Origin of the sequence: Paraburkholderia sp., assembly GCF_035656215.1 — a bacterium.
GTDB lineage: Bacteria > Pseudomonadota > Gammaproteobacteria > Burkholderiales > Burkholderiaceae > Paraburkholderia.
In genome coordinates this window covers 1-15433 of the sequence record NZ_DASRSY010000176.1, presented here as the reverse complement: position 1 = coordinate 15433, position 15433 = coordinate 1, and the positions used below count along the sequence as shown (strand labels likewise).

Genomic DNA, 15433 nt, shown 5'->3' with positions numbered 1-15433 from the left:
ATCGTAGTCGCCGCCTTTGACAAGCACATCCGGCCGCAGCGCTGAAATAAGCTCCACGGGCGTTTTCTCGCCAAAGCAAACCACATAATCGACGCTTTCCAACGCCGCCAGCAAAGCCATCCGATCAGACTCGTTATTGATCGGACGGTCATCCCCTTTGCCTAACATGCGCACTGACGCATCGCTATTGACGCCGACAATCAGGCAAGCGCCGAGCGCTTTGGCGTCGGCAAGATAAGTCACATGCCCGCGATGCAGGATGTCGAACACCCCGTTGGTAAATACAACCGGCGCGGACATCGAAGCACGAAGCTCCACCAGCGCATCGCGCGTCAACATCTTGCGTTCAAAAATGGCAGCCATAACGGAGTCGCAAAGAAAAGAGAATTGCCGCCACGATACACGGCGAACGGCATGAAGCAAAACGGCCCAGCAAGCTCATGCCTGCCGGGCCGTTCTTAAAAACCTTAACCGGTTCGCGGCGCTAGCGCCGGATCGGACTCAAACCCGCGGACTCAAACCCGCGGACTCAAACCACAAACCTGGATCCACGGTCTCAAGCCAGCGACTTACCACCCGCGGAACCCGAACCCATCATGCCGGCTGTTCAGCCGACTTCTGATCGGCCTGCAAGCGCGCGACGACTTCCTTGCGATAACGGTTCAATTCCTGCGCCGTATTGAACGTGCGCTCGAACAGAATCGACAGGTTGTGCAGAATCCGCTCGACCACTTTCTTTTCCCAACCGTCGTCAAAACGGATCTGCTCGTCGAGCCAGCGCTCGAGCCATTCCGGATCCGGCAAACGCGATTGAATCGTGTCGCGCGGGAACAGCGCCTGATTCACGTGCAGGTTGGTCGGATGCAGCGGTTTTTCCGTGCGGCGCGCCGATGCCATCAGGACGCCGATCTTGGCGAACGCAGCACGCGCGATGTCGCCGGTTTGCACCATCGCTTTCTTCATGTAGCGCAGATACGCGCCGCCATGACGCGCTTCGTCGCGCGAAATGGTTTCGTAGATGGCCTTGATGACCGGCTCGGTGTGCCATTCGGCAGCACGGCGATACCAGTGATTCAGGCGGATTTCGCCGCAGAAGTGCAGCATCAGCGTTTCGAGCGGCGGCGCCGGGTCGAATTCGAACCGCACCGCGTGCAGTTCTTCTTCGGTCGGGCACATTTCGGGCTTGAAACGGCGCAGATATTCCATTAGCACCAGCGAATGCTTCTGTTCTTCGAAGAACCACACGCTCATGAATGCGGAGAAATCGCTGTCGTGATGGTTGTCACGCAGGAACATTTCCGTGGCGGGCAACGCCGACCATTCGGTGATCGCATTCATCTTGATCGTCGCGGCCTGCTCGTCGGTCAATAGCGATGCATCGAACTTGTCCCAGGGAATGTCTTTCTCCATGTCCCATCGAACGGATTCGAGCGATTTATAAAGTTCCGGATAAAGCATGGTGTTCATAGTCCCACCCCTGTTCTGCGCATACTGTCTGTGTCTGTAACTACTACGTGTAGCACTTTTGCTTATGACGAACGAAACGCACCGTTTTGTGCCTCGTTTATCGGCCAAGCATTCAATTTTACGCGGTAATCCGCCGCCTAGATGCACCGGGCAGCAAAGAAGTCCAGGCGATTGCGCGGCGCTGCTAACCAGAAGTTACGCGCTACGCGGCCAACCGTGGGTGAGGGATACCCTATGCCTGAGGTCGAGCCAGTCTGCGATGAATCCGCACCGTCCAGCCCTGCGCCGGTAGTGCCGGCGGCGAATGGAGCAAGGGCGGCCGGATTGGTTGTTTTCAGCGCACGCCCAAAAACCAAATGAAGCTTACACAATGATAGCACGCTGAATTTACGGTTCTCGTGCCTTGGCAGACGCAAATCCAGTGCCTGATTGACCGCTCTCAATAAATCAGCCGATTCGTGGAGTGTGGCCGACGATCGGGGTCAAAACCATGACAGGTGGCGAATTCGCCTGGTTTGCGTTGCCGGCCCGTCTGGCTTTGCGCCCTCGTCGCATGAGTCGGGCTGCCCTGTTTCATTCCTGCCGTTAAGTAGACTTTTTCGTCGCTGCTCGCTGAGCGGCACCCGAACTACTTGCGCGCTTCGCCGACGTTGAAGTTGACGTCGCGGCCCGTTTCGCTGCCGGTCGTTTGGTAGCGGGCCCGGCATCCGCTGCACTTGCGTCCGGCGCGTCAGCCGCTTTCCCTGCCGACGCCGAAGCGCTCTTCGCGCCCTCCGGCGAACCCGTCGCCGAATCGTCTGCCGCACCTGGCTGCGTCGTCGCAAACTGGGCGATCTGATTGAACTGCGATTGCAACAGATTCCACCAGGCAGAGGCGTCGAACGACGGTGTCGCGGCGGCCCCACCTTCATCAGCTGCCGCCTCGGCTGTGGCCGATGAGCTCGCACTGCTCGAAGCCGAAGAAGTCTCCGGATGCGGCCAGCCGGTCGGCGCGGGGCTCGGCGCAGCAGCACCGGAAGCCGGCTGCGCCATCGACGACTGCGCGAACGCGCCGAACGCACGCAGCGTCGCGAGCGTTGCGCGCTGCACCTCGAGCGCCTGAATGGCAGACTGCAGCATGTTCAAATTCAGCTTGAGCCACTGCTCGACAGCTCGCATGTCGGTGATGCGTTTGTCGAGTTCTTCGACGTTGGTCAGCGGCGCCAACATGTCGGACATCATCGACAACGACGGCCCGAGGCTGCTGCCAGGCTGCGCGCCGGAAAACGCCGAGTTGAACGGCGAGAGACGCATCATGCCCCACATACGTTCGAGCATTTCAGCGGGCGGAAAACCGGGAAAGCCGGGAAAGGGCGGCGTGGTGCCAGGTGTATCGGTCATGCTTGTCGCCTCGCTGCATAAGGGGAAGGAAATTGCGCCATCCCGCGCGCGTCTGATTCGATCATACCGCGCATGGCGCTGCGAACCGCGCTTAGTTTGGGCTGCGTCTGCCCCACTCGCGCAGCACCTCAAGTGCCAACCGGCGGGGCTTTGCGCAATACGCGCCGTTCTCCGATTTTCAGGCGCGATCACCGCCCGAGCCGCCGCCGCCCGAGGTCTGATGCGGCTTTCCATTCCACGGGTCCACACCGCCAAAATCCGGCGCGCGCCGCTCGCGTAACGAGTTCACGCCTTCGCGCACATCCGGCCCGGCGAAACCCATGAATTCCAGTGCCAGCGACGTATCGAACGCCGGCCCCGCCGAGCGCAGCCAGTTGTTCAGCGCGTACTTGGTCCACCGAATCGCCGTTTGCGAGCCGTTAGCCAGTTTTTGCGCGACTTCGAACGCTTTGGGCAGCAGATCGTTTTCGTCGACGGCGAGCGACACGAGGCCGATACGCTCGGCCTCCTCACCGCTCACCGGCTCGCACAACAGCAGGTAATACTTGGCCTTCGCCATGCCGCACAGGAGCGGCCAGACAATGGCCGCGTGATCACCGGCGGCAACGCCCAGACGCGTATGACCGTCGATAATCCGCGCCGACTTCGTCGCGATCGAGATATCGGCGAGCAGTCCGGCCACGAGCCCCGCGCCGACGGCCGGGCCATGCATCGCCGAAACGATCGGCTTGCTGCAATTGATCACGTTGTAGACCAGATCGCGCGCCTCGCGCCACACGCGTGCGCGGACGTCGAAATCGGTCGCCATGTCTTCGACCAGTTGCAGGTCGCCACCGGCCGAAAAGCCCTTGCCCTCGCCGCGAATGATCGCGACACGCGTTTCAGGATCCCGATCGATATCGCGCCAGATTTCGGCGAGTTCGAAGTGCATCCGCGCGTTAGCGGTGGCAAGCCCGCTTTTGTTCGCGCCCTCGCCGCTCATCACGACTTCGAGCACACCGTGCGGGTGACGGTGCAATTGCAGCGACCGGTAGTGCGCGTAAAACGCGTCGTTACTATGGGGTGCCTGAGACATGGTGAGCAGTCCGTCTATGGGTGTATCTGTTGAAACCATTGCCCTAAGGGCACATTCGGCACATTCGGCGCTATGTCAGCGCAAACCCCATGCAAATTCAATGCGGCTGATAAACCCACTTCGCATTCTTGATTTCGACCATCACACGCGCCCGTTGATCGAGTCCGAGGTGATCCGTGGCGCTCATGTTGACCACGCCGTTGGTGTCCGCGAGACCACGCGTCGCTTCCAGCGCATCGCGCAACGCACGGCGAAATTCCGGTGTGCCGGGCGCGGCCACTTTAAGCGCGATCGGTATCGCGTTGCTGAGCAGCATGCCGGCGTCCCACGTGTACGAACCGAACGCCGACACGCTGCCCGGTCCGCGCAATGTCTCGAAGCGCGCGATGTAGTCGAGTGCGAGACGTTTTGCCGGATGGTCTGCCGGCAATTGCGCGGCGACCAGCACCGGGCTCGCGGGCAGGAACGTGCCGTTGCAGTCGGCGCCGCACACGCGCAGGAAGTCGTTATTGCCGACCCCATGATTGTGATAGATCAGCCCTTTGTAGCCGCGTTCCCTGAGCGTCTTCGGCGGCAGCGCGGCGGGCGTGCCGGCCGCACCGACCACTACTGCATCCGGGTGGCTCGCGAGAATCTTCAGGACCTGGCCGGTCACGCTCGGATCGGTGCGATTGAAGCGCTCGCTCGCTACCATGTTGATGTGATGCAACTGCGCGAACTTTGCGACTTCGGTGTAGAAGGTTTCGCCGAGCGCGTCGGCCTGGCCGATGAACGCGATCGTTTTGACGCCGTGCGCACTGGCGTGCTCGGCAATCGCCGATGCCATCATCGCGTCGGTCTGCGGGGTCTTGAATACCCAGTGGCGTTTCGCATCCACCGGTTCGATGATTTTTGCCGACGAGGCCAGCGAGATCATCGGTGTTTCGCCATCAGCAACTACGTCGATCATCGAGAGCGAATTCGGCGTGATCGATGAGCCGATGATCGCGTCGACGTGATTCTCGGAGATCAGTTTCTTGGTGTCCTGCACGGCCTGCGTGGTGTCGGACGCGTCGTCGAGCACGATGTATTCGACGTTCTGCCCGCCAATCTGTTTGGGCAGCAGCATGGCGGTGTCGCGTGCCGGAATGCCGAGCGACGCAGCCGGCCCGGTCAGCGACAACACAAGACCGATCTTCACCTGCGCGAGGGCGACGGCGGGCAGCGCGGCACATAGCGCGGCGGCAAGACGGGCGAGCCCACCCCGCGACGGTGTTGCGCGAGCGCGCTGGGTGACTCGTTCAAAAGATTTATATCGCGGCATGCTGTCTCCTCACGTCGGTTTTTCGTTTTGATGGTCCGCCGATGTGCTGCTTGTGCCCTGCTCACGTGCGGGTTCGCGTTCGGCTTTGCATTGATTTCACGTTCGTTTCGCGTTGGCTTCCCGCTCAGCGGACAGCCGCTACCCCGAGGCCGGCGCCGCGCCAGTCAGTGTAGCGGCGCGTCGTGGTGCTGGTATCGGGCGAAACCCTTTCGTAGACGGCGAAGCGCGTACGGACTCGGCCTTGATGCCGCGTTCCACACAACGCCGGCAACTCAATCCAGCGGCGCGATGCCCTGATCGATCGAGCCGAAAATCGACTTGCCGGCTTCGTCGAACATCTCGATCTTCACGGTATCGCCGAACTTCATGAACTCGGTTTGCGGCGCGCCATGCTCGATGGTCTCGAGGCAGCGCTTTTCAGCGATACAGCAATAGCCGCGTTTCGCATCCTTGTTCGACACCGTGCCCGAACCGACAATCGCGCCGGCGCGCAGGTTGCGCGTTTTCGCCGCGTGCGAGATCAGTTGGCCGAAGTGGAACACCATATCGGTGCCGGCGTCCGGCTGACCGACCTTCTTGTTGTTCCAGTGGACGATCATCGGCCGGTGCACGCGCCCTTCGCGCCAGCTCTCGCCGAGTTCGTCGGGCGTCACCGCCACCGGCGCAAACGAGGTGGCCGGCTTGCTCTGAAAAAAGCCGAAGCCTTTCGCGAGCTCGGCGGGGATCAGATTGCGCAGCGAGACATCATTGACGAGCGTCACCAGGCGCACGCTCTTCAGCGCCTGATCGGGGGCCGCGCCCATCGGTACGTCGGTAGTGATCACGGCGACTTCCGCTTCGAAGTCGATTCCGAATTCCTCAGATGCACACAGCACATCGTCTTTCGGGCCGATGAAGTCGTCGCTTCCGCCCTGGTACATCAGCGGATCGGTCCAGAATTCCGGCGGCATTTCCGCGCCACGCGCGCGGCGCACCAACTCCACATGATTCACGTACGACGAACCGTCGGCCCACTGGAATGCGCGCGGCAGCGGCGCCATGCATTCCCTGGCGTCGAACGGGAAAGTGTTGCGTGCGCGGCCCTGGTTGAGTGAATCGTACAAATCCTGCAGTTGCGGCGCGTAGAAGGCCCAGTCGTCGAGCACGCGCTGCATGGTGGGCGCGATCGCGTCGGCGATGGCCGCGGTGTGCAGGTCTCGGGACACGACGATCAACTGACCGTCGCGCGTGCCGTCCTTCAGCGTGGCAAGTTTCATAGAGGAGTGAACCGTTAGTGACGATAGAAGGAATCTATTCTACGATGGTGAATCGGCTCGGCCAAAGTGCCGTGAGCTGGCAGTCGTTTGCGCAGGGTGGGCACGGCGGTCGGACCTGACTTTAAAGACCGTTAGGTAGGGCTGGTTGCCGGGTTCGCTTGTGAGGCCCTGTTGCGTGGCCCACCTGACAAGTCAGGTTGTCAGGCCCTATTGTCAGGTCGATCGCAAACTCTGTTGTCGGGCTCGGCCGGGAACCTCGCCGCCTGCCTCCTTTCTCACCGTCTTTTTTGACCGCGCTCCACGCGCCTCGCTCATGCCTCCAATTGCCCGCTCCGGCGCGATCCGTACCGACACCGGCTCCGCTGAACCGCTCGAAGCGCCCGAATCAGACGACGAAAGCGTCGAGGCCGGCGAGGAAAAGCTGCGCTCCGGCATCCAGTCGATCGAAGTCGGTTTCAGATTGCTCGAGGTACTGACCCACGAACCGCGCGCGATGATGCTGCGCGATCTGGCTCAGCGCGCAGGCATGAGTCCGGCGAAAGCGCACCGCTATCTGGTGAGTTTCCTGCGCCTCGGCGTCGTGGCACAGGATCCGCTGTCGGGCCGTTACGAACTGGGCGGCTTCGCGTTGCAATTGGGTCTCGCGCGGCTTGCCCGCCTCGACGGCGTGAAGCTCGCGCGCATTGCGCTTGCCGAACTGCGCGACCGGCTCGATCTGACGGTGGGCATCGCGGTATGGGGCAATCAGGGTCCGACGATGGTTCACTGGATGGAGTCGAGCCATCCGGCCAAGGCGTCGCTCAAGCTCGGTGATGTGATGCCGCTGCTCAGTTCCGCCACCGGCCTGCTGTTTGCCGCCTATCTGCCGTCGAGCAAGACCGCCGCGATGCTGGAGCGCGAACTGGCCGATTCGCGCCGCTCGTCGCACATCGGTGGCCCGCGGACGCGGGAAGAAGTCGAGCGGGTGCTGGCGGAAGTGCGACAACACGAAGCAGCGCGTGTGGAAGGCATGTTGCTGCCGACCATCCACGCGTTCTGCATGCCGGTGTTCGACTCGACTAGCGATCTGGCGCTGGGCCTGATCGCGCTCGGTCATGAAGGCGCGTTCGATATCCGCTGGGGCGGCGAGATCGATACGGCGCTGCGTGAATGTGCGCAAAAGCTCTCGTACGAGCTCGGGTATAGTGCGGCGCCACGCTGATGAGTTGATAAGCTGAGTTCAGGAACATCGTTCGCCGGTGGGTGGTCGAAACCGTTCGCTGCCCGTTCAGCGCCAGGCCTGGCGGCTTTTACCGTTGCCGCCACGCAGGGACTCTCGGCGTGCCTCCGCCTATTTCTATTCCCTTATCGTCCGCCGGTTCGAACTCATTCGCCAATGTCATCACCTTCTGCCACAAGCCGCTCTGATCGCACGCCGCCCGTCGCGCCGCGCGCCGGTTTGCGGGTGTGGCGATGGATTGCGGTTCTGCTGGTGGTGGCCGTCCTGCACTGGATCGCGGCGCAATGGGTCGAGCGCAACCGCGCGACGCTGAATCCATCCGACAACGAGCACGTCCCCGTGCAGGTTGCACTGCTGACACCCGAACGTATCGAGCGTAAACCCGCCGCCGAAGCGCCGCAAGCTGCCGCGCCGGCGCACAAGGCAGCCGCGAGCAAGCCGCGCGAACACGTGTTGACTGCGACGCAACCGGCAAAGCAGGCACCCGCGGTCACGGCCGCATCGGATGCAGCAGCAAGCGCATCGGCAGCGGCGAACACCCCCAATGCCAACGCCAATGCGAGTGCATCCGCCACCGGCACGGCCAGTGCGCCCACCGCCGCCAGCGCGCCTCAAGCTTCACCGGGCGTGAAATTCTCCGTTCCACCTTCCGGGGAACTGCAGTACGACACGTTCTACAACGGCGTGCGTAACCAGCCCGGCACAATTCACTGGACCAGCAACGCACAGAGCTACGAAATGGTCGTCTCCGTGCCGCTGCCGTTCGTCGGCACGTTCGTGTATTCGAGCCATGGCCGCATCGACGCATTCGGCCTCGCACCGGACCAGTACATCGAAAAACGCGGCCGCCGTCCGGAAGACGTGGCAATCTTCAATCGCACCGACAAGAAAATCGTTTTCACGCGTACCCCGGCCACGCTGCCGCTGCCCGACGGCGCGCAAGACCGTTTCAGCATGGTGATGCAACTCGCCGCCCTCGTGCGTGGCGACCCCACTGCCTATAAGCCGGGCGTGACGCGGCAATTCTTCGTGGTCGATAACGACAGTGGCGAGAGCTGGCCCGTCGAGACGATCGGCGACGAAACCATCCGCACCGCGCAGGGTTACCTCGAGACGCGCCACTTCAAGCGCCTGCCTCGGCACGATGGTGATCTACGCCGCATCGACGTATGGCTCGCGCCGTCGCTCGGCTGGTTGCCCGCGCGAATCATGCAGACCGAGCCGAACGGCACGCAATTCGAACTGGTGTGGCGCGGCAAGCTCAATTCGGAGAATGCAGGCAGTCCGCTCAACAGCACGGGGGATACCGGCACTAACGGCAATAACGGCGATACTTCGCCTGACAATTCGACAAGCCAGTCACCTTCCAACGCACCGGCAGTGATGCCCGAAGCCGCCCCCTCTTCACCAGCCGATTCAACCAACCCCGGCAACCTGCCCGAAAAGCCCTGAACCCGAATAGGGACCCGACCCGATCCGCGAAACTTCCACGACGAGGCTGACTCGTGGCGTGGCATCACAGGTGCGGCATTGAGCCGCTAGCTGACGCCCGCTTTTCAGGCAACGCACCCCGAAGCGGTCAAGCAGATCCGGGGGGTGTCGGCCCATACGTTGCCAGAAGGCTACGCCGTGGCGTGCGAAGCCCTGCGCGATTTCGATCTACGCGGTAAGCTGGGAACACTACGTCGCCCGACGCTGGCCATGGGGGCCGCCACGACACGGGCACGCCACCTGCAGCTACGCAGGCAATAGCAGACGCCATCGAAGGCGCACAGTCCGAAATGCGCGATGCCGCTCATCTTGCGCCCATCGAGCAATCTCACCGTTTTGCTGCACTGCTTGAAACGTTTCTTGGAAAGCCGGTCTAACCGGTAGGTTCGGAACATTACAAGCGTCAATCCGGACCCACCCCTTGAATTCCACACCACAAGCTCCACCTATGGCGCAGGAATGGCCCGGAGCCAACGGAAATAAGGAGTGTCGCCATGCAAATGATCTACAACAGCCCCAATTATTGTGTCGTCGAGTTTCCGCCGCAGGAAGGTCCGCTGGCCATGAAGTCGGGTGGCTACGAGATCGTCGATAAAAACATGCAGCGCGAAATTTACATAGACGGTGCAATGGCGGCGAGTTTCCGCGAGCACGTGCAAAAGCTGATCGAAGAGGAACCGTCGTTGGATGAAGTAGACGAATTCCTTGGGCAGTTCGACAGCCTGATGCATCAACCGGTGATTCTTCACTAACCGAAGGGTCTAGCGTAACGATTTGGCGACAACCATCGACCGCGCCGACCGGCTCAGCCGGCGGCCCTGACAAGTCGGTCAGCATCGATATAGCGGCCCAGCAGGCTTTTGCCTCACTGGGCCGTTTTCTTTGCGGCGCGCCCACCGCCGCCGTTCCTTTGGCACGCACACCCTGCCCGCTCGGCCCACGCCCGGCGGAACCGCCCCACAGCGGCTACAATGACAGGTTTCCCGAAAAAGCCGGCGCAAGCCCACGTCCGCCATGAACCAGCCTGCTCAAACCGCCACGCCAGTCCGTCCCGACGCCGCCTACACGCGCGGCACGGCGCTGCCCGCGCTGCTCAAGTCGCGCATCCTGATTCTGGACGGCGCAATGGGCACGATGATCCAGCGCTATAAGCTCGACGAAGCCCGCTATCGTGGCGAGCGCTTCAAGGACTACGGGCGCGACATCAAGGGCAACAACGAGTTGCTGTCGATCACGCAGCCGCAGATCATCGGTGAGATTCACGAGCAGTATCTCGCGGCGGGCGCGGATATCATCGAGACCAACACGTTCGGCGCCACCACGGTTGCGCAGTCCGACTACGGGATGGAAGACCTCGCCATCGAGATGAATCTCGAATCGGCGAAGCTGGCGCGCGCCGCCTGCGACAAGTATTCGACGCCCGACAAGCCGCGCTTCGTCGCCGGCGCGATTGGACCGACGCCGAAGACAGCGAGCATTTCTCCTGACGTGAACGATCCAGGCGCGCGCAACGTGACGTTCGACGAACTGCGTGCCGCGTACTACGAGCAGGCGAAGGCCTTGCTCGACGGCGGCTGCGATCTGTTTCTCGTCGAAACGATCTTCGACACGCTCAATGCAAAGGCCGCGCTGTTCGCGCTGGACGAGCTGTTCGAAGACACCGGCGAGCGTCTGCCGATCATGATCTCGGGCACCGTCACGGATGCATCGGGCCGGATTCTCTCCGGACAAACCGTCGAGGCTTTCTGGAACTCGCTACGTCATGCCAAGCCGCTCACCTTCGGCTTGAACTGCGCGTTGGGCGCGGCGCTGATGCGTCCGTACATCGCCGAACTGGCGAAGCTGTGCGACACCTATGTGTCGTGCTATCCGAATGCCGGTTTGCCGAATCCGATGAGCGATACAGGCTTTGACGAATTGCCGGCGGATACGTCGGGATTGCTCAAGGAGTTCGCGCAGGCAGGCCTCGTGAATATCGCCGGCGGGTGCTGTGGCACGACGCCGGAGCATATTGCGGCGATTGCCAGGGCGCTGGCTGAAGTGAAGCCGCGCCAATGGCCGACCCAATACCGCGACGCAGCCTGATCCCGGCGGCCCGACCCCACTCCATCGCAGCCGCGCTTTCGCTATCGAGCCCGACGCACGTAACCGCACGCAACCGAACCGCACCTACGCCATGACCGATCACACCATGCGCCTTTCCGGCCTCGAGCCGTTCAACGTCACGTCCGGGACGCTCTTCATCAACGTCGGTGAACGCACCAACGTGACCGGCTCGAAGGCGTTCGCGCGAATGATCCTGAACGACCAGTTCGACGACGCGATCGCGGTCGCGCGGCAGCAGGTCGAAAACGGCGCGCAGATCATCGACGTGAACATGGACGAGGCCATGCTCGATTCGAAAGCGGCGATGGTTCGCTTCATGAATCTGATCGCGTCGGAGCCGGACATCGCGCGCGTGCCGATCATGATCGACTCGTCGAAGTGGGAAGTGATCGAAGCGGGCTTGAAGTGCGTGCAAGGCAAGGCGATTGTCAACTCGATCTCGCTGAAGGAAGGCGAAGAAGCGTTCCGTCATCACGCGAACCTGATCCGCCGTTACGGCGCGGCGGCTGTCGTGATGGCCTTCGACGAGCAAGGCCAGGCCGATACGTTCGAACGCAAGACGCAGATCTGCAAGCGCTCCTACGACTTCCTCGTGAACGAAGTCGGCTTCCCGCCGGAAGACATCATCTTCGACCCGAACATCTTCGCGATCGCGACCGGGATCGAAGAGCACAATAACTATGCCGTCGACTTCATCAACGCGACGCGCTGGATCAAGGAACACCTGCCGTACGCGAAGATCAGCGGCGGCGTGTCGAACGTGTCGTTCTCGTTCCGCGGCAACGACCCGGTGCGCGAGGCGATCCACACCGTGTTCCTCTATCACGCGATTCAGGCGGGGATGGACATGGGCATCGTCAACGCGGGCCAGCTCGGCGTGTATGCCGATCTCGATCCGGAGTTGCGCGAGCGCGTTGAAGACGTCGTGCTGAACCGTCGTGAAGACGGCACGGACCGTCTGCTCGAAATCGCCGACAAGTTCAAGACCGGTGCGGCGAAGAAAGAAGAAAATCTCGAGTGGCGCAACCAGCCGGTCGAGAAACGGCTCGCGCACGCGCTTGTACTCGGCATCACGAATTTCATCGTCGAAGACACTGAAGAAGTGCGCGCGAAGATCGCCGCAGCCGGCGGCCGTCCGATCAACGTGATCGAAGGCCCATTGATGGACGGCATGAATATCGTCGGCGACCTGTTCGGTCAGGGCAAGATGTTCCTGCCGCAAGTCGTGAAATCGGCGCGTGTGATGAAGCAGGCGGTCGCGCATCTGATCCCGTACATCGAAGAAGAAAAGAAGCTGCTCGCCGAAGCCGGCGCCGACGTGCGCGCGAAGGGCAAGATCGTCATCGCCACGGTCAAGGGCGACGTGCACGACATCGGCAAAAACATCGTCTCGGTGGTGCTTCAGTGCAATAACTTCGAAGTGGTCAACATGGGCGTGATGGTGTCGTGCAACGACATTCTCGCCAAGGCAAAGGTCGAGGGCGCGGACATCATCGGTTTGTCCGGCCTGATTACGCCGAGCCTCGAAGAGATGGCCTATGTCGCATCGGAAATGCAGCGCGACGACTACTTCCGCATCAAGAAGATCCCGCTGCTGATCGGTGGCGCGACCACCTCGCGCGTGCACACTGCCGTGAAGATCGCACCGCATTACGAAGGCCCGGTGGTGTACGTGCCGGATGCGTCGCGCTCGGTTTCCGTGGCGTCGAGCCTGCTGTCCGATGAAGGCGCGGCGCGGTACGTCGACGAACTGAAGACCGACTACGACCGCATCCGCACCCAGCACGCCAACAAGAAAGCCCTGCCGATGGTCACGCTCGCCGAAGCCCGCGCGAACAAGACCAAGGTGGATTGGGCCAGCTACCAGCCGGCGAAGCCGAAGTTCATCGGCCGCCGCGTGTTCAAGAACTTCGACCTGAACGAACTGGCGAACTACATCGACTGGGGTCCGTTCTTCCAGACCTGGGATCTGGCCGGCCCGTATCCGGCGATCCTGAACGACGAGATCGTCGGCGAATCAGCCCGCCGCGTGTTCTCGGACGGCAAGTCGATGCTCGCGCGCCTGATTCAGGGCCGCTGGCTGCAGGCCAACGGCGTGATCGCCCTGCTCCCGGCCAACACGGTGAACGATGACGACATCGAGATTTACACCGACGAATCGCGCTCGGAAGTAGCGCTGACGTGGCGCAACCTGCGCCAGCAAAGCGTGCGACCCGTGGTGGACGGCGTGATGCGGCCGAACCGGTCGCTTGCCGACTTCATCGCGCCGAAGGATTCGGGCGTAGCCGACTATATCGGCATGTTCGCGGTCACGGCGGGTCTGGGCGTGGACGTGAAGGAAAAGCAGTTCGAAAAGGATCTCGACGACTACAGCGCGATCATGCTCAAGGCGCTCGCCGACCGCTTTGCCGAAGCCTTCGCCGAAGCGATGCATGCCCGCGTGCGCCGCGATCTCTGGGGCTACGCAAACGCCGAAACCCTCTCGAACGAAGACCTGATCGCCGAAAAGTACCACGGCATCCGCCCGGCGCCGGGTTATCCGGCCTGCCCGGATCACCTCGTGAAGCGCGACATGTTCGACGTGCTGCAAGCCCCTGAAATCGGCATGAGCGTGACCGAATCGCTGGCCATGCTGCCGGCGGCTAGCGTCTCGGGCTTCTATCTGGCGCACCCGGACAGCACCTATTTCTCGGTTGGCAAGATCGGCCAGGACCAGCTGGAAGACTACGCAAAACGCATGTCGTTGTCGAAAACAGACGCTGAACGGGCTCTCGCGCCTTTGCTGTAAGCCTTGCGGGGCGGGAAAGCCACTATATCGGGCACGATAGGCTGAATATTTGCGGCAGTGCAATTTTCGGCTTTGTAGACTGAAATGGCATCAACCCGCCAGACGCGGCCAAAACGCGTCGGCTTATCTAATTGCAATCGTCAACGGAGAGAATCGTATGAAGAAGCTGACGCTGTTATTGGCTGCTGTTTCGCTCGCTGCCAGCACCTCGGTGGCGCTGGCTCAGCCTGCGGCCCCCGGCGCCGCGAGTTCGGTGAGTTCGTATTCACCGCCTACACAAAAGCACGTCAAGAAGCCCAAGAAGCAAAAAATGACGAAGGGTGCGTCGGCACCGATGGCCGCCCCGGCGGACGCCGCCAGCCAGTAAGCAGGTTCGGCAAACGGGTCGTTAAGACCGTGAAAAACAAAGAGCCCGCTGATGCGGGCTCTTTTCATTGGCGCGTCGCAGTCGTCGCCGCCAGCCACCAGGTGCGGCGAACGCCACAGCCGATGGACCGCTCCGGAATCAGAGACCCCAGACGATATCCGCGTTTTCCTTCTGCGCGGCGCGCAGCATGTCGAGAAACGGATACGCGCGCTGGGCGAGTCCCGGCGGAATCTCGTGATGCTCGTGGCCATCTTCGCCTTCGTGGAAATGGCCGTCGTGCTCGGCACGCTCCTGCTTGTCGGTACTGATGGCCGATTCGAGTTTCGCGATCGCAGGGCCCGTTTCGTCGTGGGTGATAACACCACGCTCACCAAGGCGCTTCCCGACGATGCCGACGAGGTACTGGGCAAGATTCTCCAGCATCATCACGTCCGGGCTGGCGCGACATTTGAAAGTAATCAGCATGACTGTTCCCTTTTTCGTTATGTTGGATTGACGCGCAAGCAGCTCGAAACCAGCCCTCGGCGCGCGTTACGTTGACTCGCCGATCAGGCACGGCGGCCACGGCCCTTGGTGGGCATCTCATTGAACATATTAGCACCTGCTAAAATCCCTCTGGACGGAAAAGCGCGCCGCAATGCGCCGCGCGCGGCATAGCGCAGGTGGCGTGACTGGGCCGGTTGGCCGCAACTCCGCCTGCTGCCGCGCCAGGCCGCAGCAGCAGGCGCCCCGGCATGTCGCCGCGCACCGCACTAACCGCGTTGCAGGCAACGTGCCTGATGGCGCCCCGATGTACCCGGCGGGTGCATTGCCGCTTTCCACGCTTCTGACGAATCGGCTGCGCCCGCCGCGCAGCCGGCACCTCTTCCGCATCACCGGATTGCCTCACTGGACTCGCAACAAGCATGCTGCCTGCACATAAACAAACCCTCGAAACATTGCTCGCCGACACGGTGAAGCAGGTTGCTGAAGCAACCCAAG

13 protein-coding genes and 1 pseudogene are annotated in these 15433 nt (G+C 61.9%); 7 read left to right on the top strand and 7 right to left on the bottom strand.

What is annotated here, in order from left to right; all coding sequences use genetic code 11:
- The 6 genes from VFE81_RS10120 to VFE81_RS10095 all read right to left on the bottom strand — a co-directional run.
- On the bottom strand, positions 1-363 hold a 363-nt coding region (locus VFE81_RS10120; RefSeq protein ID WP_325044460.1), incomplete at its 3' end, for an adenylyltransferase/cytidyltransferase family protein.
- 231 nt (positions 364-594) lie between these two features.
- Entirely contained in the window at positions 595-1467 is an 873-nt protein-coding gene (locus tag VFE81_RS10115; RefSeq protein WP_028198988.1) for a ferritin, read from the bottom strand.
- Between the two features lie 585 nt (positions 1468-2052).
- Positions 2053-2847, bottom strand: a complete 795-nt coding sequence (locus tag VFE81_RS10110) for a PhaM family polyhydroxyalkanoate granule multifunctional regulatory protein (protein ID WP_325044459.1) — start codon at positions 2845-2847, stop codon at positions 2053-2055.
- A gap of 178 nt (positions 2848-3025) precedes the next feature.
- Positions 3026-3922: an enoyl-CoA hydratase/isomerase family protein gene (locus VFE81_RS10105; RefSeq protein ID WP_325044458.1), complete on the bottom strand. Its 897-nt coding sequence runs from the start codon at positions 3920-3922 to the stop codon at positions 3026-3028.
- A 97-nt stretch (positions 3923-4019) separates the two neighbouring features.
- Positions 4020-5225, bottom strand: coding sequence for an ABC transporter substrate-binding protein (locus VFE81_RS10100; RefSeq protein ID WP_325044457.1), 1206 nt, complete (start codon positions 5223-5225; stop codon positions 4020-4022).
- Positions 5226-5497: 272 nt separating this feature from the next.
- The gene (locus VFE81_RS10095) at positions 5498-6481 is read right to left on the bottom strand and encodes a fumarylacetoacetate hydrolase family protein (RefSeq protein WP_325044456.1); all 984 of its coding nucleotides are present in this window, start codon (positions 6479-6481) and stop codon (positions 5498-5500) included.
- A gap of 313 nt (positions 6482-6794) precedes the next feature.
- On the opposite strand from VFE81_RS10095, the gene VFE81_RS10090 reads away from it, so the two are divergent.
- The 7 genes and pseudogenes from VFE81_RS10090 to VFE81_RS10060 all read left to right on the top strand — a co-directional run bounded on the left by VFE81_RS10090 (position 6795) and on the right by VFE81_RS10060 (position 14452).
- The gene (locus tag VFE81_RS10090) at positions 6795-7682 is read left to right on the top strand and encodes an IclR family transcriptional regulator (protein ID WP_325044455.1); all 888 of its coding nucleotides are present in this window, start codon (positions 6795-6797) and stop codon (positions 7680-7682) included.
- Positions 7683-7856: 174 nt separating this feature from the next.
- Positions 7857-9152, top strand: coding sequence for a DUF3108 domain-containing protein (locus tag VFE81_RS10085; protein ID WP_325044454.1), 1296 nt, complete (start codon positions 7857-7859; stop codon positions 9150-9152).
- Between the two features lie 90 nt (positions 9153-9242).
- Positions 9243-9568: pseudogene (locus VFE81_RS10080) on the top strand (3-oxoadipate enol-lactonase); the annotation flags it as partial.
- 117 nt (positions 9569-9685) lie between these two features.
- Positions 9686-9943: a BTH_I0359 family protein gene (locus VFE81_RS10075; RefSeq protein WP_120344435.1), complete on the top strand. Its 258-nt coding sequence runs from the start codon at positions 9686-9688 to the stop codon at positions 9941-9943.
- Between the two features lie 262 nt (positions 9944-10205).
- The gene (locus VFE81_RS10070) at positions 10206-11276 is read left to right on the top strand and encodes a homocysteine S-methyltransferase family protein (protein WP_325044453.1); all 1071 of its coding nucleotides are present in this window, start codon (positions 10206-10208) and stop codon (positions 11274-11276) included.
- 43 nt (positions 11277-11319) lie between these two features.
- Entirely contained in the window at positions 11320-14085 is a 2766-nt protein-coding gene (gene metH / locus VFE81_RS10065; RefSeq protein ID WP_414695571.1) for a methionine synthase, read from the top strand.
- A gap of 157 nt (positions 14086-14242) precedes the next feature.
- The gene (locus tag VFE81_RS10060; RefSeq protein WP_325044451.1) at positions 14243-14452 is read left to right on the top strand and encodes an acid-shock protein; all 210 of its coding nucleotides are present in this window, start codon (positions 14243-14245) and stop codon (positions 14450-14452) included.
- 138 nt (positions 14453-14590) lie between these two features.
- On the opposite strand, the gene VFE81_RS10055 is transcribed toward VFE81_RS10060, so the two are convergent.
- Positions 14591-14917, bottom strand: coding sequence for a DUF1840 domain-containing protein (locus tag VFE81_RS10055; protein ID WP_325044450.1), 327 nt, complete (start codon positions 14915-14917; stop codon positions 14591-14593).
- Positions 14918-15433: the final 516 nt, after the last annotated feature.